The organism is Mesorhizobium sp. WSM4813 (genome assembly GCF_055811555.1).
Genome location: NZ_JBVVQU010000022.1, coordinates 81,437 through 102,297, shown reverse-complemented (window position 1 = coordinate 102,297; position 20,861 = coordinate 81,437). Strand labels below are relative to the sequence as shown.

Here is a 20,861-nt window from a genome sequence, read left to right as displayed (position 1 = left end):
CCGGTGGGTCTATCAAGAGACCCGCCCGGTGCGGCACCTCAGACGTACCGGTTGACGATATTCTCCAGCAGTTCCTGGCGGCCGGATCTCGGCTGCGGCTCGATCTTGTTCTTGACAACGCGTTCGGTGATCTCCTCCAGCGTCCGCTTGCCGGCAAGCATCGCCTTGGCCTCGGCGGAGTTCCAGCCGGCATAGCGCTCGGCCAGCGGGGCCGACAGCGCCTTGTCCTCGACCATGCGCGCGGCCGCCTTGAGGCCGCGCGCACAGCAATCCATGCCGCCGATATGGCCAATCAGCAGATCCTGCGGATCGAGCGATTGCCGGCGCAGCTTGGCGTCGAAATTGGTGCCGCCGGACTTGAAGCCGCCGGCCTGCAAGACCTGGTAGTAGGCCAGCGCCATCTCCGGCACATTGTTGGGGAACTGGTCGGTGTCCCAGCCCGACTGGTAGTCGTTGCGGTTCATGTCGATCGAGCCGAAAATGCCGAGCGCATTGGCCAGCGCCAATTCATGCTCGAAGGAATGGCCGGCCAGGATCGCATGGCCCTGCTCGATGTTGAGCTTGACCTCCTTCTCCAGCCCGAAGCGCTTCAGGAAGCCGTAGACCGTGGCGACATCATAGTCATACTGATGTTTTGTCGGCTCCTGCGGCTTCGGCTCGATTAGGATGGTGCCCTTGAAGCCGATGCGGTGCTTGTAGTCGACGACCAGGTTGAGGAAGCGGCCGGCCTGCTCCTGCTCGCGGGCAAGGTCGGTGTTGAGCAGGGTCTCATAGCCCTCGCGGCCGCCCCACAGCACATAGTTCTCGCCCTTCAGCCGCTTGGTGACATCGATGCAGTGTTTGACCGTCGCTGCCGCATAGGCAAACACATCTGGGTCGGGATTGGTGGCGGCCCCCGACATGAAGCGGCGGTTGGAGAACAGGTTGGCCGTGCCCCAAAGCAGCTTGACCCCGGTCTGCTTCATCTTCGACGCAAAGTAATCTGATATCTCGTCGAGGCGCGCGGCACTTTCGGAAAAATCTTTTCCTTCCGGCCGCACATCGGCATCGTGGAAGCAGAAGTAGGGGGCACCGAGCAGCGCAAACATCTCGAACGCGACATCGGCCTTGAGTTTTGCCAGTTCCATCGTGTCGGTGCCGCCGGCCTTGGCAAACCACGGCCGCTCGAAGGTCTGGCCGCCGAACGGATCACCGCCCGGCCAGGCGAATGAATGCCAGTAGGCGACGGCAAAGCGCAGATGGTCTTCCAGCCGCTTGCCGGCGACCACCTCGTCGGGATTGTAGAACCGGTAGGCCAGCGGATTGGTCGAATCCGGTCCCTCGTACTTGATCTTTTGGATGTCGCCGAAAAAGCCGCTGGTCATGATTGTCTGTCCTCTCGCATGGTTCTGTCCTGATTACCTCAGGCGTAATTGGTTTCGCGCCGGCGCTGGATGAAAAGGGTCATGTCAAAGCCACTCAACAACGGAGACAGACCATGACCGACCTCAATACGATCGCCGAAAACTACATCACCGCCTGGAACGAAAGCGACGCCGTGCGCCGGGCAGCCTTGCTCAAGGCGGCCTTCACCGAAGACATCAGCTACCGCGATCCGATCATGCAGGGCGACGGCCACGACGGCGTCGCCGCACTCATCGATGGCGTCCAGCAGCGTTTTGCCGGCTTCCGTTTCTCGCTGAAGGGCAAGCCGGACGGATTTGGCGACACGATCCGCTTCTCGTGGAACCTCGGGCCGGAAGGCACTGATTCGGTCATCGAAGGCACCGACATCGGTGTCATCGAGAATGGTCGCCTGAAAAGCGTCATCGGCTTTCTCGACAAGGTTCCGGCACAGTGAGGAAAGATCGGCAAAGTGGGGGCCAAGCACCCGCCTCTGCCCTGCCGGGCATCTCCCACTCAAGGGGGGAGATTTGCTGGCTTTTTCGCCTTCGCCAATCACCACCCCTGCAAGACTAGCATAGCCGTCGACGCTGCCGATCTCCCCCCTTGAGGGGGAGATGGCCGGCAGGCCAGAGGGGGGTGAGCGCCGGCTCACGCCGTGGCGACCTTGATAGCCGGATAAAGCAAGCGGTAGCGCTGATAGGCTTCCGCATAGGCCTCGCTTAGTGCGGCGACCGGTTCGATGGTGGCGTCGGTTGCCGGCGCCGTACACACTCTGAGCGGATCGGCGCCTGTCGCCGCGATCATGCCGAGCCGGGCCGCACCGAAGGCAGCGCCGAAATCGCCATCGGCCGGGATGTCGACGGGCAGGCCGAGCGCGGTGGCGATTGCCTTCAGCCAATAGCGCGAGCGCGAGCCGCCGCCGATCGCTGTCACCCGCGTCAGCGTCGTGCCGGCCTTGGCCAGGGCTTCGAGACTGTCGCGGAAGGCGAAAGCCACGCCCTCCAGCACGGCCTGGGTCAACACGGTGCGGCTGGTTTCATGCGCAAGCCCGGTAAACGAGCCACGAATGGCCGAATCATTGTGCGGCGTGCGCTCGCCTGAGAGATAGGGCAGGAAGGACACGCCGGTCGGCGCCTTCAGCGTATCGCCGAGTTCGGCGGTCAACTCGCCGGCGCCTTTTCCTGATATCTCCGACAGCCAGTTGAGCGAATCGCTTGCCGACAGGATGACGCCCATCTGGTGCCAGGTGTCGGGCAGCGCGTGGCAGAACGTATGCACCGCGCTTTCCGGGTTTGGCACATAAGACGCATTGGCGGCAAACAGTACGCCTGACGTGCCAAGCGAGACGAAGGCCTGGCCGGCTGCGACCGTGCCCATGCCGCAGGCCGACGCCGCATTGTCGCCCGCGCCGCCGGCGATCGGGATGCCCGGCTGCATCCCCCATTTCGAGGCCAATTCGCTGCGCAAGGCGCCGGCCTTCTCAGTGCCTTCGACCAGCGACGGCATCTGCCCTTTATCGAGCGACGTCGCGGAAAGCAGGTCGGTTGACCAGCCTCGCTTGCCGACATCGAGCCAGGACGTGCCGGCCGAGTCGGACATTTCCGAAATATGCTCGCCGGAAAGCCAGAGTCGCAGGAAATCCTTCGGCAGCAAGACCTTTGCCACTTTGGCGAAAACATCCGGCTCGTTATTTTTCACCCAGACCAGCTTTGGCGCGGTGAACCCGGGGAAGACGATGTTGCCGGTGAGTTTGCGAAAGCGCGGATCGGCGTCGAGCTTGGCCGCCTCGGCATGGCTGCGCGTGTCATTCCACAGGATGCAGGGGCGCAGCACCTGGTCACCGGCATCGAGCAAGGTGGCGCCATGCATCTGGCCGGAGAGGCCTATGCCTTTGACGGCGGCGAGCTGTCCTGAATGGGAAGCCTTCAGCTCCGCGATCGCTTCCTCGCAGGCGCGGATCCAGTCGGCGGGGTTCTGCTCGGACCAGCCGGGATGCGGCCGCGACACATCGAGCGACGCGTGGCCGGAGCCGATGACAGTCTGCCCGGCATCGATCAAAAGCGCCTTGACGCCCGACGTGCCCAGATCGAGGCCGAGATACATGCTATCCTCCCATTGCCATTAATTTTTTCGGATCTCGAAAAAATCTGACTTGGCAGTTTTTAAGACAAGATCCGCCTCCGGTCAATTCGCCGACAAACCGGCAGCGCGCCGCGAGAACAGCGCCGACAGCGGGCTGTCCGGCCGCGCCAGCGCGCGTTCCGCGGCAAGCGCACTTGCCAGCGCATGATCGCCGGACCGCAATGCCGCTTCGATCAGCGTCAGGTCGATGACGTCGCGCTGCGCGTGGCTGCCGCCGAAGCGGTGGGCGATCGCCTGGATGGGGCGTATCAGACGCACCGTCTCGGCATAATTGCCGTCGCCGAATGCCTTGATGGCGAGCGTCAGCGGATGGCCGACGTCTCGCGTGAAGGCGGCGTTGTCGTCGCTGCCGCGCATGGCCTCGCGCTGCGCTTCGAGCAAGGTGCGAGCCGGCGCTTCGAGGCCGGCGCCGACGAAGGCCATCATTGCGTGGGCGTCGTTGAAGGCATAATTGCCGGCGCCGGCTTTGGCCCAGTTGGCGGCGAGAGCCGCCCAGCGGGCGCCAACATCGAACCCGCCGAGATGCAGCCGCCACAAGATCGCCGAAGCGTCGACCATGTTGAGCGCCAGCATCGAGCGCTCGCCGTAGATCGGCCCGTCATAGAGCGCCAGCACCTCGTCGGTCTCGCCGAGATCATAGTGGAACAGCGCCAGATGCCACCAATTGTGCACTTGCAGGAAGCTTTCCTTCGTCCACGCCTCGGGGTTGGCGCGCATCCAAGCGATCCCGTCCTTTTGCCGGCTCTGCATTTCCATGACGTGGGCGACGGCGTGCTGTGCCCAGCCGTCGCGCGGCTCGATGTCGACCGCCATGCGGCCAAGCTTTTCGGCGCGCACATAGTCGCCCATTTCCTCCAGCCCGAACGCCTGCATGCCGAGTATGGCGTGGTAGCCGGGCATGCCGCTTTGCCACGACGGCAGCGCGCGGCCGATGCGGTCGCGCAGCATGCGGGCATTGCCGGTGAAGAAATCGATCTGGTGCCCGGTCTGCAGCGCCAGCGCATCGAGCGGAAACTCGATGGCGACATCCTCGAGCAGACGGGCAGCTTCATGCCAGCGTCCTGCCGCAAGACGGCCGAGCGCTGCGACATGCGCCTGCTCACGCGGTGTGGCGGCAAGCGGCAGCGACGCCTTATAGCAAGTCCTGGCCACGGCTGTCGCCTCGCGCTCGGTGGCGAGGCCGAAGAGATAGCCCTTGAACACATGCGCCATGACGAAGCCGGGATCCTCGGCGATGGCGCGATCGGCCGAGCCGACCGGATCGCCGATGAAGCATTGAAGTTCGCGGACAGCCTGGCTGTAGGACGAGAACCCGGCCTCGGTCGCACCCGAAAATGTCAGGCCGAATGCATCCCTGACTGCCATGTCATGTCCTCAATTGCCCGAGCGCATCGCCACCGTGGCGATGCCAGCGCCGACCAGCAGCGTGCCGCCGGTGCGGTTGAAGATGCGGATCGCCAGGGGATTACGCACGACGTTGCGCGCCCTTGCGGCGATCAGCGCGTAGCCGAAGGCATTGGCGAAGGCGAGCGCCAGGAAGGTCGCTTCGAAGATCAGCATCTGCGTCCAGAAATCGGCGTGCCGGTCGAGAAACTGCGGCAGGAAGGCGACGAAGAAGGTGATGCTTTTCGGGTTGAGCGCGGTGACCAGCCAGGCATGCGCCATCATCTTGGCCGAAGACACCGCATCTAGCCGCGGCTCGGCCTTGAGCGTGCCACCGGCGCGAAACAGCTTTATGCCGAGATAGATCAGATAACCGGCGCCGACCACCTTCAACAGCGTGAACACGGTGGCCGACGCCGCCAGCAGCGCGCCGATGCCCAGCATCGACAGCGTCATCGCCGTGAAATCGCCAAACGCCACGCCGACCGCCATCGGCAGCGCGGTGCGCCAGCCCTGGCCGAGTGCATAGGACACCACCAGAAGGATGGTCGGGCCGGGAATGACAAGAAGGATCGTCGAGGCGGCAGCAAAGGCGGCCCAGTTTTCGAAGGACATGTGTGTCTCCTTGACCTCAAAGAAGAGGATAAATCCTTGACCGCGCGAAGTTGTAAAGAGGCGACATCGAAAATATACGGCACACGACGGCTCGGCCAGGAAGTTAAGGTCGGGCAACAGTTCTTCACGCTTTCTCAACCATGATTGGTGAAAATGCCCTCTATTCGGCCGGACCGTGTTTCCCGCCGACAGCGTAGGGTTTGGGTAGATGCGTGAGTTGCCGCAAGGTCTGACGCCGCCGTACAATGGCGACGAAATCGAAATTTCCGAAATCCAGCTTTCCCGCCGCGCGGTGTTGTCCGGCGCCGGTGCGCTGGCGCTGCTTGGCGTCGCCGGCTGCAGCCAGACGCTCGACCTGTCGGCGCTGCAACTCGACGGCGTCACCACCGGCGCGATCAGCCCCGTTCGCCCGAGCATCAGCGTCGACAAGAACATAACCAGCCCCGGTGTGATGTATGCCTCCGTCACCGACGGCGGCTTCACGCTGCCGGAAGTGCCCTACCTCAAGGTCAAGCCGGAGTTCCGTCGCCAGATCGTCGTCGACCCGACCGGCGAGCAGCCCGGCACCATCGTCGTCCATTCGCAGGAGCGGCTGCTCTACCTGGTGCAGCCCGGCGGTGACGCGATCCGTTACGGCGTCGGCATCGGCAAGGAAGGCTTCCGCTGGTCTGGCCGCGCCAACATCCAGTACGGCAAGGAATGGCCGACCTGGACGCCGCCGGCCGAGATGATCGCGCGAAAGCCGGAACTGGTGAAATGGCAGGGCGGGCAGCCCGGCGGCCTCGACAACCCGCTCGGCGCGCGTGCGCTGTACATCTATCAGAACGGCCAGGACACCGGCTACCGCATCCACGGTTCGCCCGAATGGTGGAGCATCGGCCAGGCGATGTCGTCGGGCTGCGTTCGCCTGATCAACCAGGACATCATCGACCTCTACAGCCGCGTTTCCAGGAAGAACCCGGTCGTCGTCGTCTGAACTCCCGGTCATCTTCTGAAATCATAGCGGCCGGCGCGGCCGCTCGACTCTCCCGTTGCGTGATCTCGCAAGACAGGCGAATGTGCCGGCAATTCCACTGCTCGGGAGAAGTAGAAAATGTCCGGAACTTTTGTGATCGCGCAAGGCGGCGGCCCGACTGCCGTCATCAACCAGACGATGGTGGGCGCCGCGCTCGAGATCCGCAAGCGCCATCCCGGCGCCAAGGTTTTAGGCTCGATCCATGGCGTGCGCGGCATCCGTGACGGCAACTATGTCGATCTCTCAGCCATCGCCGAGGACCGGCTGCGGCTGATCGGGGCAACGCCGAGCGCAGCGCTTGGCTCGACGCGCGACAAGCCGGATGACGCCTATTGCGAGATCATCCTCAACGGCCTGAAGAAGGCCGGCGCCGACGCCTTCATCTATATCGGCGGCAACGACACGTCGGGCACGCAGCAGATCCTGACCGACGCCGCCGGCGGCAAGATGGCTTTCGTCCATGCGCCGAAAACCATCGACAACGATCTCGAGGAGAACGACCACACGCCCGGCTTCATTTCAGCAGCCGAGTTTGTCGCCGGCGCCTTCCTCTCGGTCGACCTCGATTTCCGTGCTCTGCCGGGTATCTATGTCGGCATCGTCATGGGGCGGCATGCCGGCTTCCTCACCGCCGCCGCTGCCGCATGGCAGCTTGACCCCGACAGCGGCCCGCATCTCGTCTATGTGCCGGAGCGGCCGTTCTCGGCTGCGGCGTTCATCGACGACGTGCGCGCCACGCTCGACCGCCACAAGCGCTGCATCGTAGCCGTGTCCGAAGGCGTCAGCACCGCCGACGGAAAGGCGCTGGTCGAAAGCCTTGTCCCGCCGGAGAAACTGGAGCGCGATGCCCATGGCAACGTCAAGCTGTCGGGCAGTGACCTGCCGGCCGCCCTCGAGCGTGCGCTGGCCGAAGGATTGCCGGGCAAGCGGGCGCGCGTCGATGCGCTCGGCTACATGCCGCGCGGCTATGTCGGCGCCATCAACGCCGTCGATGCGCAGGAAGCCTTCGATGCCGGCGTTTTTGCGGTCGCTGTCGCCGAACAGGGCGGCGGCTCGGTGGCGCTGCAATATGACGGCAAGAAAACCGTGCTGAAGAAGGTGCCGCTGAAAAACGTCGCCGGCAAGACCCGCCACATGCCCGACGATTTCATGCTGCCGGAAGTCAACCAACTCTCCGATGCAGGCATGGCCTATCTGAAGCGACTGGTTCCCGAAAAATACAAGGTTGGAAAACCGTTCGTCTGATGCCGGCTCGCTTCTGATGCCGCAAATCTCGTGATGCTTGACTGGTTCAGCAAGACCGTCATCGACCCCGATACGACGATGCTCTCCGAGCCGTTCGTGCATGATTTCGTGCGCGCCAACATCTGGCATCTGCGCGGCCGCGACGTCGACCTGCTTGTCGACACCGGCATGGGGATTTGCCCGCTGGCGCCGGAGATCGGGACGCCGGCGGGCAAGCCGCTGCTCGTCGTCGCCACCCATATCCATCTCGACCATGTCGGCTCTCTGCACGAATTCCCGTTGCGGGCAGGGCCGAGCTACAGCGCTGCGTATTTCGACAGCATGGATGACGCCGTCACCTACGCCCACATGTTCCACGATCTCGACGGCGCCGTCTCGAAGCTGCCGGCGCCCGGCTGGAAAGCAGCCGATTACAAAATTCCACCGGCGCCGCTGACGCGAACACTTGGCGAGGGCGACACGGTCGATCTCGGCGAACGGCAATTCCGCGTGCTGCATCTGCCCGGCCATTCGCCCGATTCGATCGCGCTGTTCGACGAGGCCGACGGCCTGTTCTTCGCCGGCGACGCTATCTACGACGCCATGCTGATCGACGACCTGCCGGACTCCGACCGACCGGCCTATCGCCGGACGATGCAGCGGCTGCTCGATCTGCCGATCCGCATCGGCCATGGCGGCCATGGCCCGAGCTTCGACGCCAAACGGATGCACGAAATCGCGACTGGCTATCTCAGGCGGACAGACGGGACCGGCGCATAAGAGGCTTCCTGACAGCGCGACAGGCAAGACGAACCCGACACGTCCGCCAAAATTCTGGTTGCCCACCAGAGCATCTTCGAGAAGACTGATGAAGGCTGGCAGACGGCCTGATATAAACGGATTTCCCGATGGTCACCCGCGGCTTCTCTTCAGGACGAAAGCCCCCGACGGATGCGGATGCGCGTATCCCGCCGGGGCAGTATCTCGAGCGAGGGTTTCCGGTGCTGTCGGCCGGGCCGACGCCGCGCGTGCGCACCGAGGACTGGTCGTTCACGCTCAAGCACGGACCGCGGCCGATCAAGAAGTGGAATTGGACGGAGTTCAACGCGCTGCCTTTGACCAAGATGACGCGCGACATCCATTGCGTCACCGCATGGACCAAGTTCGACACGGCGTGGCAAGGCGTGCTGGTCGACGATATTCTGGCGGATGCCGGCATTGAGACACTGAGCCCCTTCACGCTGGCGCTGTCGTTCGACGGCTACACCACCAACGTGCCGACGAAGGATCTCACAGACGGCAAGGCGATGGTGGCGCTGCTTTATGAAGGCAAGCCGATCACGCCGGACCATGGCGGCCCGGCGCGGCTGCTGGTTCCGCATCTCTATTTCTGGAAGTCTGCCAAATGGCTGAATGGGCTGCAGTTCACCGAGCGTGACGAGCCGGGCTTCTGGGAACTGCGCGGCTATCACATCTATGGCGACCCGTGGCGCGAGCAGCGCTATACGGGCGATCCATGAGCGACGGGCCGGCGCAGTCGCCCTGGCAGACGGTTACCATCAGACGCATCGAAAAGCGCACGCCGCGCGTCACCAGTTTTTTCCTCCAGCCGTCGCGGCCCTTCGCCTATCGTGCCGGGCAGCATGTCGATGTCAGGCTGACGGCGCCGGACGGCTATCAGGCGCGCCGCTCCTACTCCATCGCCTCGGCGCCGGAAGCCGGCAAGACGATCGAGCTGGCGATCGAAAGGCTCGATGATGGCGAGGTCTCGCCCTTCTTCCACGATATCGCGGCGGTCGGCGACGAGGTCGAGCTGCGCGGACCGCTCGGCGGCCACTTCGTCTGGTCCGACAGCGACGGCGGCCCGCTTCTGCTGGTCGGCGGCGGGTCCGGCGTGGTGCCGCTGATGGCGATGATCCGCCATCGCGCCGCGCGCAGATCGGCGGTGCCCGTGGCACTGGTGTTTTCCGCACGGGTCTGGGACGAGGTGATCTTTCTCGACGAGCTGATCGAGTTCCACGATCGCCGTGACGGCTTCGATCTGGTGTTGGCGCTGACTCGCGAGCCGGCCCGGCGCCCGACCGACTATTCGCGGCGGGTCGATGCCGCGATGATGGAGCAATCGATGGTGTGGCTGCCCGCGCCGCCCAGGTTCGCCTTTGTCTGCGGCTCGAATGCCTTCGTATCGGCTGCCGCCCAGGCGCTGATGGATGCCGGCGTTCCGACAAGCCTCATCCGCACCGAGCGCTACGGGGTTTAATGCATGTCGCGCAAAAGTGTGCAGCGGTTTTGCCATAACGACATGGATAAAAACAGTATCGCAAAGCGCGTCGCATAAGGCCCGGCCAAACGCGACGCGCTATACGCACCCCGTCGGTCAGGCCTCGATCTCGAGCGCCGACAGCGGCCTTGAACAGCAGGCGAGGATAAAACCGTCGTCGATCTCGTGATCGAGGATACCGCCATTGTGGCTCATCTCGACCTCACCCGAGACGTTTTTCACCTTGCAGGTTCCACACAGGCCGAACTCGCAAGCCGCCGGGATGCGTACGCCCGAAGCGCGCGCCGTCTGCAGCACGGTCTGGCCGGCAACGCAGTCGGCATCGACATCCGAAAGCGAAAAGCGGATCGGCGTTGCGGCCTCGCCAGGTGCCTCGCCCCCGCCCTCTGCCGGCCCACCCTCTGCCGGCGAACCGAACGGGGCCAGTATTTCCTCCACCACTGGGGCCGCAAAGCTCTCCTGATGATAGTTGGCCATATCGAAGCCGGCGGCCTCCAGCATCTGCCGCACCGCGCGCATGAACGGGTCGGGGCCGCAGCAGAAAATTTCGCGCTCGCGAAAATCGGGCGCCAGCAGCGGTAGCCGTATCGCGTCGATCCGGCCCATATGGCCGAACCAGCCCTCACGGCTGGACCGCTCCTCGATCATGAAGCCGAGCGTCAGGCCCGGCATGCGGCTGCCGAGCAGCTCGAGCTCCTTTCGGAAGATGATCTCCTCGGGCTTTCGCGCGCAGTTGACGAAGCCGACATCTGTCCATGGCGCGCAATCGTTCAGCCAGCGCAGCATCGACATCATAGGCGTCACGCCGGAGCCAGCCGAAATAAACAGATACTTGGCCGCGGGATGGCTGTGCAGCGAAAAGTCGCCCGCCGGCCCATAGGCTTTTACATGAACGCCGGGCTTCAGATTGTCGAACATCCAGCGCGTGCCGAGGCTGCCGGCCTGCGCTTTCACCGTCACCGCGATCGAGAACGGCCGCGACGGCGAGGACGACAGCGTATAGGTCCGCATCACCGGGCCGTCGATGGTCGGCAGTTCCAGCGTCACGAACTGCCCCGGTCTGTAGCGGAACCAGGTCTGGTTGTCGGAGCGGAAGGTGAAGGTCTTCACGTCAGGCGCCTCGTCGCTGACGCCGATGACCTCCAGCACCTGAAGCCTGTCGTTCCAGGGCGCCATCTCGTCGAGATGGCGGTAGAGGCCAAGGTCCGTCATCGCATTCATCCCCTTGACCTCGTTCAGGCGACGCTGCGCAGCGCCGGCCGCCCGGCCTCGGCAAGGCGCGGCCCGATGAAGGAGGCGTACCATTCGACGAACTGGATGACGCCGCCCTCATGCAGTTCCGAATAGGGGCCGGGCTCATAGGCCGGCGACAGGATGCCGAAGGCGTTTTCCTCGACAATGCGACGGTCCTGGTCGTTGGTCTCCGTCCAGACATGGGTGAGTTCGGCGAGGTCGTAATCGACGCCTTCGACCGCGTCCTTGTGGACAAGCCATTTGGTGGTGACGGCCGTTTCCGTGGCACTGATCGGCAGCACGCGGAAGGTGACGGCATGATCGCCGAGGATATGGTTCCAGGTCGTCGGATAGTGATAGAGCAGCAGCGAGCCGATACGGTCGGTCGAAACGCTGTCGGAAAGGTTCTTCTTCACCGCGCGTCTTCCCGTCATCGTGTAGCTGACGGCGTCGCGCAGCAGCGGCGCGCGGGTGGCGCGATACTGCCCGGCCGGATCGATGCGGAACTTGCTCGGCAAGCCTGCCGCCTCACATTTCGCCCAGTGCGCGAGCATCTCCGGATCGCTGTCGGCGCCCTGCACGCCGGTCACGGTCGGTGCTTCCGGGAATGTCTTGCACAGTTCGGGATGGTTACCGGCGCAATGGTAGCACTCGCGGTTGTTCTCCCAGACGAGCTTCCAGTTGCCCTTCTCGACGATGGTCGATTCGAAGGCGACTTTTGCCTCGCGCAGCCGGTGCGGCAGGAGGTAAGGCTCGATCATGGCGCGCATCGGCGCGAAATCGGCGGGTTCCTTGGCCAGGCAGATGAAGATGTAGCCACCAACACTTTCGCAAGCCACTGGCTTCAGGCTGAACTGGCTCTTGTCGAAGCCGTCCGCCATCTGGCGAGCAAACAAGAGCCGGCCGTCCAGCTCATAGGTCCACTGGTGATAGGGGCAGACGAGCTTGGCCGCCGTGCCTTTGTCGGCGTTGCAGACGCGGCTGCCGCGATGCCGGCAGGAATTGTGGAAGGCATTGATGTTGCCGTGCTGGTCGCGGACCAGCACGACCGGATAGTCGCCGATCTGGGCGGTGATGTAGCTGCCCGGCTTCGGCAACTCGCAATCGTGGCCGATGAATAGCCAGTCGCGATACCAGATCAGCTCCATGTCGAGCTTGAAGAAATCGGGATCGGTATAGAAGGGCTGCTCGAGCGAGTAGCCTTCCCTGCGGCCGTGCAAGAGCCTCAGCATGTCGTTGCGCGCATCCATGTCCTGTCCTCATGTAAGGACTGAACTGGTGGTGATGGAGGGAGGATGGGCCGCAAACGGCGACAGGGCCGGGCATGCATCATCCACCTCTTGACCGCCCACCGCGATCAGTCGAGTCTAGAATTCTCGGGCTGGTTTCCGGGCTCTGGAGTGTCCTTGCGGACTCATCGCGACACCTTCCCAGGCTTGTGGCCCAGTGGTCTCCCGTTGCGACTTGAACTCCACCACCGTTGCGGGGGCAGCGCCGGGTTCTGACCGGCTTCCCAATTCTCCGCTTCGTCGTCACCAAGCGGCACCTGAGATGCCGTGATCTAATCATGACGGCCGGCTGACTGTCGGCATGAAAGCGACATCGTATCCATGCGGCGCGACACGGCCAACGAAACCGGTGGGCCGGGATTTGAGGGGGATGAAATTGCATCCGGCTGCGAGCGCTGCCGGTTCTGAAAGCACGCCGGATTTAAGCATTGCAGGGCGCCGAAATGGTTAACGATTCGACAACAACTCCAGCACCGGCTTTTTAGCCGTTTCTAAAATCGAACCGAACGGTTCGTTTCTGTTGACGATGCGTGCATGACGCTGTGAACGCAGGTCCAGAAATCCGTCAAACGGTCGAATGGCGCCTTTGGCATAAGCATCTGAAAACAAAACATAAAACGATGCCGGCACAAGCCTCTGGTACAATTTCAAGGTGTAGATTCTTGGTCCACACGGAACAACTTCGTGATTGGAATCTGCCAGATGGCCTTCCCACATCGGGGCTGTCCGAACGACGCGAATTCCTCCCAAGACACGCCGCCAGTCGGACGGAAAACTAAAATACTGGAGTACTAGAAATGAAAAAGATTGCTCTTGCTGTCGTCGCCGTTCTGGCCATCACCGGCAGCGCCTTTGCTGGCAGCGACCATTATGGGTCCAACGGCGCCAACCAGCCGACCGCTGCGGTCGACAGTTCGTACACGGCTTCCATTCAGAAGCCGGCTCACGCTGAAAAGCCGATGGTGCAGGGCGCCGATCGCAACCTTTTCGGCAACAATTAACAGCTGATCCCAAACAGCAGAGCGGCATTGTCTGCATAAAAGACCGCGGCCGCCGTGCTGATGGGATACGAAATCCAGGAGTACTAGAAATGAAGAAGATCATTCTTGCCACCGCCGCCATTCTGGCCGTCTCCGGCAGCGCTTTTGCCGGCAGCGACAATTATGGATCGAACGGCGCCAACCAGTCGGCCGCTGCGGTCGACAACAGCTCGTACACGGCTTCGATCCAGAATTCGGCTTCGCCGCAGAATCCGGTTCCGGCTGACGAGAAGCCCGTCCACGGCAGCGACCGTAACCTCTTCGGCAACAACTAATGTCGATCCCAACAGCAGCGTCGGCACTTGCCCGCTGCGTTGGTGGAACGAGAAAAATCCAGGAGTACTGAAATGAAAAAGTTCGTTCTTGCCACCGCCGCCGTTCTGGCCGTTGCCGGCAGCGCTTTTGCCGGTAGCGACAACTATGGATCGAACGGCGCCGACCAGCCGGCCGTTGCGGTCGACCGCTCGTACACGGCTTCGATCCAGAATTCGGCCCCGGCGCAGAATCCGGTTCCGGCTGACGAAAAGCCTGCCCACGGCAGCGACCGCAACCTGTTCGGCCGCTAACAGCGACCTGAACGCACAAGAGCGGCGGGCCTTGCCCGCCGCTCTTGTTTTTTGCCTTCGCCAAACTGCCTGTATCCAGCAGTTAGGCTGCCGCCCTCAGGCTGCCTTTGCTTCCGCCTTGTGGAGTGTGAAGGAATGTCCGTCGGCATCGAAAATATGCAGGTCGCCGGCATCGGCATTCAACCGCAGCGCAGCACCCCGCTTGACCTCGACATTGCCGGGCAGCTTGGTCACCAGCGGCAGGTCGGCGCGGCCGATGTCGACATAGACGAGCTGAATCTCGCCGAGCTGCTCGACATAATCCACCGTTCCCTCGAAAAGATAATCCGCGCCGGTGGCGATCATCAGATCCTCCGGCCGCACGCCGAAGCTCACCGAAGCGCCCTTCACTGACGCTGGCGTGGCGATCGGCACCGTCGCCTTGCGCCCGCCGACATGACTGACGACGGTCGGGTCGCCTGATTTGTCGATCGTCGCCGGCAGGATGTTCATGGCCGGCGAGCCGATGAACTGGGCGACGAACAGATTGCCGGGTCTCTTGTAGAGCTCCATCGGCGTGCCGACCTGCTCGATATGGCCCTCCTTGAGCACGACGATGCGGTCGGCCAGCGTCATCGCCTCGACCTGGTCGTGGGTAACGTAGATCATTGTTGTAGCAGGCATCGACTCCTTGAGCTTGGCGATCTCGATGCGGGTGGCGACGCGCAGTGCCGCGTCGAGGTTCGACAGCGGCTCGTCGAACAGGAAGACTTTAGGGTTGCGCACGATGGCGCGGCCGATGGCGACGCGCTGGCGCTGGCCGCCTGACATCGCCTTGGGCAGGCGGTCGAGATATTTGGTCAGCTGCAGGATTTCCGCCGCCTGGCGCACCCGCTTGTCGATCTCGGCCTTGCTCTCCTTGCCGATCTTCATCGAGAACGCCATGTTGTCGTAGACGGTCATGTGCGGATAGAGCGCATAGGACTGGAACACCATGGCGATGCCGCGCTTCGACGGTGGCACGTCGTTGACCACCTCGCCATCGATCTTAAGCTCTCCGGAGGTGATTTCCTCCAGCCCGGCGATGGACCGCAGCAAGGTCGACTTGCCACAGCCCGAAGGGCCGACGAAGACGATGAACTCACCCGACTTTATGTCGAGGTCGATGCCGTGGAGAATATTGAGATTGCCGTATGATTTCTTCACTTGTCTTAGCGTGACATCGGCCATGATACCCTCCAGTGAATTGCGAATTCAGTCGATGCGCCCGAACCAGGCGCCGTAGCCGCCGAGGCGGATAGAGCCGGCGCCAGTCTGTCCCGAAAACCCGTGCCCCGGCAAGGGTTGCAGCGAGCGTCCGCCGAGATCGATTTCGGCCGGTCGGCTGCCGAGATTGAAGGCGCAGACGATCTGCTCGTTGCCCTCGCGGCGCGTGAAGGCGACCGTATCGCCCTGGCTTTCGATGAAGTCGATTTCGCCCTTGGCCAGCGCCGGATGCAGACGGCGGAAGGCAAGAAAGCGCCGGTAATGTTCGAGCAGCGAGCTGTTGTCGCCCTGCTGCACATCGACCGCCTGCGAAAGGTGCTTGGCGGGCACGGGCAGCCATGGCTTTGCCTTGGAGAAGCCGCCATTGCTGTCGGCGCCATTCCAGACCATCGGCGTGCGGCAGCCGTCGCGACCCTTGAATTCCGGCCAGAAGCGGATGCCGTAGGGGTCCCGCAGATCCTCGAATTGCAATTCCGCTTCGCCAAGACCAAGTTCCTCGCCCTGATAGATGCAGACCGAGCCGCGCAGCGACATCAGCAGCGCCGAGATCACCTTGAGATAAGCGGTCCGGTCAGCCTCGCCCGCCGCCCAGCGCGAGGCAGTGCGCATCACGTCATGGTTGGAGAAGGCCCAGCACGACCAGCCGTCGCTGGCGACCTTGCCGAAGGCTTCCAGCACCGAACGCACCTTTGCCGCGCTGATCTTTTCGGGGGCCAGGAAGTCGAACGAATAGCACATGTGCACGCGCTTGCTGCCAGCGGTGTAGGCCGCCACCACCTCCAGCCCGCGCTGCGAATCGCCGACTTCGCCGACCGCCGCCGCAGCCGGATATTCGTCGAGCAGCGCGCGGAAGCGTTCGAGGAAGCCGAGGTTTTCGGGGCGGCTTTTATCGTAGAGATGGTCCTGGTAGTTGTAAGGGTTGACGGAAGGGGCGGTCTGGTCGTTGCGCTGTTCGGGCGGCAGCGGCGGATTGTCCTCAAGCCCCTGGCTGTGGAAGTAGAAGTTGATGGTGTCGAGGCGGAAGCCGTCGACGCCGCGCTCCAGCCAGAAGCGAGTGACATCGAGCAGCGCATTCTGGACCGCGCGGCTGTGGAAGTTGAGATCGGGCTGCTCGGCCAGGAAATTATGCAGGTAATATTGCTGGCGGCTGGTGTCCCACTGCCAGGCCGAGCCGCCGAAGATCGACAGCCAGTTGTTGGGTGGCGTGCCGTCGGGCTTGGCGTCGGCCCAGACATACCAGTCCGCCTTAGGGTTGGTGCGGCTCGATCGGCTTTCCCTAAACCACGGATGGATGTCGGCGGTATGCGACAGCACCTCGTCGATCATTACCTTGAGCCCGAGCCTGTGCGCCTCGGCGCTCAAGGCATCGAAATCGGCCAGCGTGCCGAACATCGGATCGACGTCGCAATAGTCTGATACGTCGTAGCCGAAATCCTTCATCGGCGACTTGAAGAACGGCGAGATCCAGATGGCATCGACGCCGAGTGCTGCGATATAGGGCAGCCTGTCGATGATGCCCCTGAGGTCGCCGATGCCGTCGCCGTTCGAGTCCTGATAGCTGCGCGGATAGATCTGGTAGATCACGGCACCTCGCCACCAGTCGCGGTCGACGGCGAGGTCGGGGCTCAACGTTGCTTTCACAGCGGATTGCATGATCTCAACCTCCCTTCACCGAGCCGGCGAGCAGCCCGCGGACGAAATAGCGCTGCAGCGAGAAAAACACGATCAGCGGCACGACAATGGTGATGAAAGCCGATGTCGTCAGGATCTCCCAGTCGCCGCCGCGCGAGCCGAGCAACGCGTTGAGCTTGGCGGTCAGCACGATCTGGTCGCCCTCGGTGCCGAGGAAAACCATCGCGACCAGCAGATCGTTCCACACCCACAGGAACTGGAAGATGGCGAAGGAGGCGAGCACCGGGAACGACAGCGGCAGCACGATCTTGACGAAGATCTCGAAATCGCTGGCGCCGTCAATGCGCGCCGACTCCATGATTTCGCGCGGCAGGCCGGCAATGTAGCTTCTGAGGAGATAGATGGCGAAGGGCAGGCCGAACCCGGTATGAGCCAGCCAGATGCCGAGATAGGTTTTCGACGGCACGCCGAAGAAGCTTCCGACGCCGTTGTAGAGCTTCAGCAGCGGGATCAGCGACATCTGCAGCGGCACGACCAAGAGGCCGATGATGACCGCGATGAGCAACGCCCGGCCGGGAAAGCGCATCCAGGCCAGCGCATAGGCCGCGAATGCCGCGATCAGGATCGGGATGACCGTCGCCGGAATGGTGACGGTCAGCGAATTCATGAAGGAGCGGCCGATGCCTTCCGAAAACAGCACCGTATTGTAATTGTCGGTGGTGAATTTCGGTGGCGCCGACGAGGCGTAGTAGACGCGCTGGCCGCGCTCGCCCTCGAAGGGCTTCGTTGAGGTCATGACGAAACTGCCGTCGGCGTTGAGCTGCAAGGTCTCGCCGTCGCCGAGATCGGCCGTGGTGCCGGCGGGATATTGCGTCGGCGCCGACGACTTGACGCCGAAGGCGCTGATGTCGCGGGCCGGATCGTCGCCGAAGATGTTGCCCTCGAGGACGAACTTGCCGTCCTTCTCGACTTGCGCCGAGGCGGGTGGCAGCCGGCCCGCTTCCGTCTGGGTGGAACTGGCGAACGAGTTCCACCAGCCCGAGGCGATGATCTGATCCTTGTCGCGCAGCGACGAGACGAGAATGCCGAGCGTCGGCACGGTCCAGATCGCGACGAAGATGAAGACCGCGATATGAACGCCGAAACGGCTGGCAAAGGACTTTCCGGTCGAGACAGTCATCTCAATGTCCTCCCGTTTCTTTGTTGGCCTGACGGATGTTCCAGACCATGATCGGAATGACCGCGATCATGATGATGATGGCGATGGTGGCGCCGCGGCCGAAATCGCCGCCGCCGCGGAACATCCAGTCGAACATCAGATTGGCCAGCACCTGGCTGTTCCATTGGCCATTGGTCATGGTCAGCACGATGTCGAACACCTTCAGCACCAGGATGGTGATGGTGGTCCAGACGACGGCGATCGTGCCCCAGATCTGCGGCACCATGATCTTCCAGAAGATCTGGAACGGATTCGCGCCGTCGATGACGGCCGCTTCGAGCGTCTCTTCGGGGATACCCCGCAAGGCAGAGGACAGGATGACCATGGCAAAGCCGGTCTGGATCCAGATCAGGATGATCATCAGGAAGAAATTGTTCCAGAACGGCAGCGATATCCAGACCTGCGGCTGGCCGCCGAAATACTGGATGATGGCGTTGAGCAGGCCGATCTGCGTCTGGCCAGCACCACGATACTCGTAGATGAATTTCCAGATGACGCTGGCGCCGACGAACGAGATGGCCAGCGGCAGGAAGATCAGGCTTTTGGCGATGGTGCCCCACCAGATCTTGTCGGTGAGGACGGCGATGATCAACCCGAGGAAGGTGCAGGCGGCCGGCACCACCGCCAGCCAGATGATGTTGTTGAAGATGGCGTTGCGGAACTCGCGGTCGCCGAACGCCCATTCATAGTTGGCGAAGCCGACGAAATTGTTGCCACTTCGATCGAGGAACGACAGCCTGAGCGTCTCCACGACCGGGTAGATCAGATAGATGGTGAGGATGATCATGGCCGGGCCGACGAACAGCCACGGCCGGATCATCCCCTGTCGGCGCAGATTGTCGATGGCCGCCGCACCTGCAACGCCGCGCGACGGGAAGATGATATCCAACAGTTTGTTGGCGCCCCAGAAATAGGCGACGCAGCCGCCAACGCCGACGACGATGACGAATATGGCCGAGAAAATCTGAGCCGCCACGGGTCCCTCCCTCTGCGCATGATCCGCCAGTCGAGCATGGCTTTGGCGACATCACAGGCCGATTCAGTTATTTGGAACGCGACCGGATGCAGGCAGGGTTTTGCTCTTGCTGGTCGCGCGTCATGCCGGAATGTGCTCATAAAAATTGCTGCGGCGCGGGCCGCCGGTCGGATCCGGGCCGGCCCGGATCCATGCAGGATCGGACGTTCAGCCGGGACGCCTACTTGATCGCGTCCCAGCTCTTCTGGATGTCGGTGGCGACATCCTGGGCGGACTTGCCGCCGACGAGATCGATCATGCCGGTCCAGAAGGCGCCGGCACCGATCTTGCCCGGCATAAGGTCGGACCCGTCGAACCGGAAGGTCGAGGCTTCGGCAAGGATTTCGCCCTGCTTCTTCAGCGCGTCGCTGGCATAGGCGTCCTTGTTGACCGATTTGAACGGCGTCACGAAGCCACCCTGGGCCATCCAGATCTCATGGGCGAGCGGCATCTTCAGGAATTCGATGAACGCGCGGGCACTCTTGCTATCCTTGGTGATCATAGCCAGCGTGCCGGCGCCGAGCACCGGGGTGCCGAGGTCGGGCTTGGAAGCGTAAGGTGGGAAGTAGAAGAAGTCGGCGTCCTGGCCGATCTCAGTGCCTTCCGGGAAGAAGGTCGGGATGAACGACGCCTGATGGTGCAAATAGCATTTCGGCGGCACCGAGAAGAGGCCCTTCGGGCTGTCGCGGAAGTCGGTCGCCGCCACCGCCTTGGCGCCCCCGTCGACCATCTTGTCGTCGGTCGCGATCTTGCCGAAAATGTCGATGGCGTTGACCACCGCCGGATCGTTGAACGGAATCTCGTTCTTCACCCACTTGTCGTAGGTCTCGGGCGTCTGGGTGCGCAGCATGATGTCCTCGACCCAGTCGGTCGCCGGCCAGCCGGTGGCGCCGCCCGAACCGAGCCCGATGCACCATGGCGTGCCGCCGTCGGCGATGATCTTCTTTTCAAGCTCGGCGAGCTCTTCCTGCGTCTTCGGCACCTCGTAATCGGCTTCCTCGAAATTGTCCGGCGAGTACCAGACCAGCGATTTCACGTCGGCCTTGTAGGGGAAGGCGAAGAAGCCCGGCTTGCCGTCCTTGTCGTTGAAAGTGCCGAGATCGACCCATGACTGGCCGGCGCCGTAATTGTCCTTGATCCAGTTGGCGGTGTCATCGCCGAGCGGCGTCAGCAGGCCCTTGGACGCCAGGTCCTGGATCAGGCCCGGCTGCGGCAGCACGGCGATGTTGGGCGGGCTGCCGGCCTGCGTGTCGATGACGATCTGCTGTTCGTAATTTTCCGATGAGGAGTATTTGATCTCGGCGCCGGTGGCTTCCGAGAAATAGTCTAGAACGGTGCGGATGAGGCCCTCGTCCTCGCCGCGCCATGGCCCGAAGATCGAGAGTGTCTCCCCCTTGAGGTCGACCTTCTTGAGCTCTTCGTAGTTCGCCCAGTTGAAGCGGGGGTCTTCGCCCGGCTTGAACTTCAGTTCGGCTTGCGCCGGCGCGCCCAGGACGAGCGTGACAAACGCGGCGCCCATCAGAAGCATTTTTTTCATCGGTATTCCTCCCAGTGGTCACGAACACTCGGACGAAAC

Annotated in this window: 21 protein-coding genes and 1 riboswitch; of the genes, 9 read left to right on the top strand and 12 right to left on the bottom strand. The window is 62.8% G+C overall.

Annotated features, from left to right (window positions below; translation table 11 throughout):
• Nucleotides 1-38: 38 nt before the first annotated feature.
• On the bottom strand, nucleotides 39-1,364 hold the full coding sequence (gene xylA / locus AC0L25_RS15235) for a xylose isomerase (protein ID WP_473596252.1): 1,326 nt from the start codon (nucleotides 1,362-1,364) through the stop codon (nucleotides 39-41).
• Nucleotides 1,365-1,477: 113 nt separating this feature from the next.
• Between xylA and AC0L25_RS15230 the strand changes: the two genes are divergently transcribed.
• Nucleotides 1,478-1,840 carry a nuclear transport factor 2 family protein gene (locus AC0L25_RS15230; RefSeq protein WP_473596251.1) on the top strand — a complete coding sequence of 121 codons (363 nt, stop codon included), beginning with the start codon at nucleotides 1,478-1,480 and terminating at the stop codon, nucleotides 1,838-1,840.
• A 194-nt stretch (nucleotides 1,841-2,034) separates the two neighbouring features.
• On the opposite strand, the gene xylB is transcribed toward AC0L25_RS15230, so the two are convergent.
• The 3 genes from xylB to AC0L25_RS15215 form a co-directional block, all read right to left on the bottom strand.
• Nucleotides 2,035-3,489 (bottom strand): xylulokinase, encoded by a 1,455-nt coding sequence (gene xylB / locus AC0L25_RS15225; protein WP_473596250.1) that lies wholly within the window; start codon nucleotides 3,487-3,489, stop codon nucleotides 2,035-2,037.
• Nucleotides 3,490-3,570: 81 nt separating this feature from the next.
• Nucleotides 3,571-4,893 carry a tetratricopeptide repeat protein gene (locus AC0L25_RS15220; protein WP_473596249.1) on the bottom strand — a complete coding sequence of 441 codons (1,323 nt, stop codon included), beginning with the start codon at nucleotides 4,891-4,893 and terminating at the stop codon, nucleotides 3,571-3,573.
• Between the two features lie 9 nt (nucleotides 4,894-4,902).
• Nucleotides 4,903-5,526, bottom strand: a complete 624-nt coding sequence (locus AC0L25_RS15215; RefSeq protein ID WP_473596248.1) for a LysE family translocator — start codon at nucleotides 5,524-5,526, stop codon at nucleotides 4,903-4,905.
• Nucleotides 5,527-5,734: 208 nt separating this feature from the next.
• Between AC0L25_RS15215 and AC0L25_RS15210 the strand changes: the two genes are divergently transcribed.
• The 5 genes from AC0L25_RS15210 to AC0L25_RS15190 all read left to right on the top strand — a co-directional run bounded on the left by AC0L25_RS15210 (nucleotide 5,735) and on the right by AC0L25_RS15190 (nucleotide 10,025).
• Nucleotides 5,735-6,502 carry a L,D-transpeptidase gene (locus AC0L25_RS15210; RefSeq protein ID WP_473596247.1) on the top strand — a complete coding sequence of 256 codons (768 nt, stop codon included), beginning with the start codon at nucleotides 5,735-5,737 and terminating at the stop codon, nucleotides 6,500-6,502.
• A gap of 117 nt (nucleotides 6,503-6,619) precedes the next feature.
• Nucleotides 6,620-7,786 carry a diphosphate--fructose-6-phosphate 1-phosphotransferase gene (locus AC0L25_RS15205; protein WP_473596246.1) on the top strand — a complete coding sequence of 389 codons (1,167 nt, stop codon included), beginning with the start codon at nucleotides 6,620-6,622 and terminating at the stop codon, nucleotides 7,784-7,786.
• A gap of 33 nt (nucleotides 7,787-7,819) precedes the next feature.
• Complete coding sequence (locus AC0L25_RS15200) at nucleotides 7,820-8,545, top strand: MBL fold metallo-hydrolase (protein WP_473596245.1); 726 nt, start codon at nucleotides 7,820-7,822, stop codon at nucleotides 8,543-8,545.
• 128 nt (nucleotides 8,546-8,673) lie between these two features.
• Nucleotides 8,674-9,285, top strand: a complete 612-nt coding sequence (locus tag AC0L25_RS15195; RefSeq protein ID WP_473596244.1) for a molybdopterin-dependent oxidoreductase — start codon at nucleotides 8,674-8,676, stop codon at nucleotides 9,283-9,285.
• On the top strand, nucleotides 9,282-10,025 hold the full coding sequence (locus AC0L25_RS15190) for an FAD-binding oxidoreductase (protein ID WP_473596243.1): 744 nt from the start codon (nucleotides 9,282-9,284) through the stop codon (nucleotides 10,023-10,025). The genes AC0L25_RS15195 and AC0L25_RS15190 overlap by 4 nt, the downstream gene beginning before the upstream one ends.
• A gap of 117 nt (nucleotides 10,026-10,142) precedes the next feature.
• Here AC0L25_RS15190 and AC0L25_RS15185 read toward each other — a convergent pair whose 3' ends face one another.
• The 3 genes from AC0L25_RS15185 to AC0L25_RS15175 form a co-directional block, all read right to left on the bottom strand.
• Nucleotides 10,143-11,258 carry an FAD-binding oxidoreductase gene (locus tag AC0L25_RS15185; RefSeq protein ID WP_473596242.1) on the bottom strand — a complete coding sequence of 372 codons (1,116 nt, stop codon included), beginning with the start codon at nucleotides 11,256-11,258 and terminating at the stop codon, nucleotides 10,143-10,145.
• Nucleotides 11,259-11,281: 23 nt separating this feature from the next.
• A complete protein-coding gene (locus AC0L25_RS15180; RefSeq protein WP_473596241.1) occupies nucleotides 11,282-12,529 on the bottom strand; it encodes an aromatic ring-hydroxylating oxygenase subunit alpha in 1,248 nt (415 codons plus the stop codon).
• 112 nt (nucleotides 12,530-12,641) lie between these two features.
• Nucleotides 12,642-12,844, bottom strand: a riboswitch (cobalamin riboswitch).
• Between the two features lie 171 nt (nucleotides 12,845-13,015).
• Entirely contained in the window at nucleotides 13,016-13,285 is a 270-nt protein-coding gene (locus AC0L25_RS15175; protein ID WP_473596240.1) for a hypothetical protein, read from the bottom strand.
• 80 nt (nucleotides 13,286-13,365) lie between these two features.
• Here AC0L25_RS15175 and AC0L25_RS15170 point away from each other — a divergent pair, with 80 nt between their 5' ends.
• From AC0L25_RS15170 to AC0L25_RS15160, 3 genes are all read left to right on the top strand, one after another.
• Nucleotides 13,366-13,569 carry a DUF680 domain-containing protein gene (locus AC0L25_RS15170; RefSeq protein ID WP_473596239.1) on the top strand — a complete coding sequence of 68 codons (204 nt, stop codon included), beginning with the start codon at nucleotides 13,366-13,368 and terminating at the stop codon, nucleotides 13,567-13,569.
• An 89-nt stretch (nucleotides 13,570-13,658) separates the two neighbouring features.
• On the top strand, nucleotides 13,659-13,883 hold the full coding sequence (locus tag AC0L25_RS15165; protein ID WP_473596238.1) for a DUF680 domain-containing protein: 225 nt from the start codon (nucleotides 13,659-13,661) through the stop codon (nucleotides 13,881-13,883).
• Between the two features lie 72 nt (nucleotides 13,884-13,955).
• Complete coding sequence (locus tag AC0L25_RS15160; protein WP_473596237.1) at nucleotides 13,956-14,174, top strand: DUF680 domain-containing protein; 219 nt, start codon at nucleotides 13,956-13,958, stop codon at nucleotides 14,172-14,174.
• A gap of 96 nt (nucleotides 14,175-14,270) precedes the next feature.
• Here the strand turns inward: AC0L25_RS15160 and AC0L25_RS15155 are convergent, their stop codons facing one another.
• The 5 genes from AC0L25_RS15155 to AC0L25_RS15135 form a co-directional block, all read right to left on the bottom strand.
• Entirely contained in the window at nucleotides 14,271-15,383 is a 1,113-nt protein-coding gene (locus AC0L25_RS15155; RefSeq protein WP_473596236.1) for an ABC transporter ATP-binding protein, read from the bottom strand.
• Between the two features lie 24 nt (nucleotides 15,384-15,407).
• A complete protein-coding gene (gene bglA, locus AC0L25_RS15150; protein WP_473596235.1) occupies nucleotides 15,408-17,072 on the bottom strand; it encodes a beta-galactosidase BglA in 1,665 nt (554 codons plus the stop codon).
• 4 nt (nucleotides 17,073-17,076) lie between these two features.
• Nucleotides 17,077-18,231, bottom strand: coding sequence for a carbohydrate ABC transporter permease (locus tag AC0L25_RS15145; RefSeq protein ID WP_456008243.1), 1,155 nt, complete (start codon nucleotides 18,229-18,231; stop codon nucleotides 17,077-17,079).
• A 1-nt stretch (nucleotide 18,232) separates the two neighbouring features.
• A complete protein-coding gene (locus tag AC0L25_RS15140; protein WP_473596234.1) occupies nucleotides 18,233-19,246 on the bottom strand; it encodes a carbohydrate ABC transporter permease in 1,014 nt (337 codons plus the stop codon).
• A gap of 220 nt (nucleotides 19,247-19,466) precedes the next feature.
• Nucleotides 19,467-20,822, bottom strand: a complete 1,356-nt coding sequence (locus AC0L25_RS15135) for an ABC transporter substrate-binding protein (RefSeq protein ID WP_473596233.1) — start codon at nucleotides 20,820-20,822, stop codon at nucleotides 19,467-19,469.
• Nucleotides 20,823-20,861: the final 39 nt, after the last annotated feature.

Excerpts from the sequence above, each read along its gene's own strand:
- xylA (WP_473596252.1), bottom strand. The coding sequence starts at position 1,364 with ATGACCAGCGGCTTTTTCGGCGACATCCAAAAGATCAAGTACGAGGGA.
- AC0L25_RS15230 (WP_473596251.1), top strand. The coding sequence starts at position 1,478 with ATGACCGACCTCAATACGATCGCCGAAAACTACATCACCGCCTGGAAC.
- xylB (WP_473596250.1), bottom strand. The coding sequence starts at position 3,489 with ATGTATCTCGGCCTCGATCTGGGCACGTCGGGCGTCAAGGCGCTTTTG.
- AC0L25_RS15220 (WP_473596249.1), bottom strand. The coding sequence starts at position 4,893 with ATGGCAGTCAGGGATGCATTCGGCCTGACATTTTCGGGTGCGACCGAG.
- AC0L25_RS15215 (WP_473596248.1), bottom strand. The coding sequence starts at position 5,526 with ATGTCCTTCGAAAACTGGGCCGCCTTTGCTGCCGCCTCGACGATCCTT.
- AC0L25_RS15210 (WP_473596247.1), top strand. The coding sequence starts at position 5,735 with ATGCGTGAGTTGCCGCAAGGTCTGACGCCGCCGTACAATGGCGACGAA.
- AC0L25_RS15205 (WP_473596246.1), top strand. The coding sequence starts at position 6,620 with ATGTCCGGAACTTTTGTGATCGCGCAAGGCGGCGGCCCGACTGCCGTC.
- AC0L25_RS15200 (WP_473596245.1), top strand. The coding sequence starts at position 7,820 with ATGCTTGACTGGTTCAGCAAGACCGTCATCGACCCCGATACGACGATG.
- AC0L25_RS15195 (WP_473596244.1), top strand. The coding sequence starts at position 8,674 with ATGGTCACCCGCGGCTTCTCTTCAGGACGAAAGCCCCCGACGGATGCG.
- AC0L25_RS15190 (WP_473596243.1), top strand. The coding sequence starts at position 9,282 with ATGAGCGACGGGCCGGCGCAGTCGCCCTGGCAGACGGTTACCATCAGA.
- AC0L25_RS15185 (WP_473596242.1), bottom strand. The coding sequence starts at position 11,258 with ATGACGGACCTTGGCCTCTACCGCCATCTCGACGAGATGGCGCCCTGG.
- AC0L25_RS15180 (WP_473596241.1), bottom strand. The coding sequence starts at position 12,529 with ATGGATGCGCGCAACGACATGCTGAGGCTCTTGCACGGCCGCAGGGAA.
- AC0L25_RS15175 (WP_473596240.1), bottom strand. The coding sequence starts at position 13,285 with ATGTGGGAAGGCCATCTGGCAGATTCCAATCACGAAGTTGTTCCGTGT.
- AC0L25_RS15170 (WP_473596239.1), top strand. The coding sequence starts at position 13,366 with ATGAAAAAGATTGCTCTTGCTGTCGTCGCCGTTCTGGCCATCACCGGC.
- AC0L25_RS15165 (WP_473596238.1), top strand. The coding sequence starts at position 13,659 with ATGAAGAAGATCATTCTTGCCACCGCCGCCATTCTGGCCGTCTCCGGC.
- AC0L25_RS15160 (WP_473596237.1), top strand. The coding sequence starts at position 13,956 with ATGAAAAAGTTCGTTCTTGCCACCGCCGCCGTTCTGGCCGTTGCCGGC.
- AC0L25_RS15155 (WP_473596236.1), bottom strand. The coding sequence starts at position 15,383 with ATGGCCGATGTCACGCTAAGACAAGTGAAGAAATCATACGGCAATCTC.
- bglA (WP_473596235.1), bottom strand. The coding sequence starts at position 17,072 with ATGCAATCCGCTGTGAAAGCAACGTTGAGCCCCGACCTCGCCGTCGAC.
- AC0L25_RS15145 (WP_456008243.1), bottom strand. The coding sequence starts at position 18,231 with ATGACTGTCTCGACCGGAAAGTCCTTTGCCAGCCGTTTCGGCGTTCAT.
- AC0L25_RS15135 (WP_473596233.1), bottom strand. The coding sequence starts at position 20,822 with ATGAAAAAAATGCTTCTGATGGGCGCCGCGTTTGTCACGCTCGTCCTG.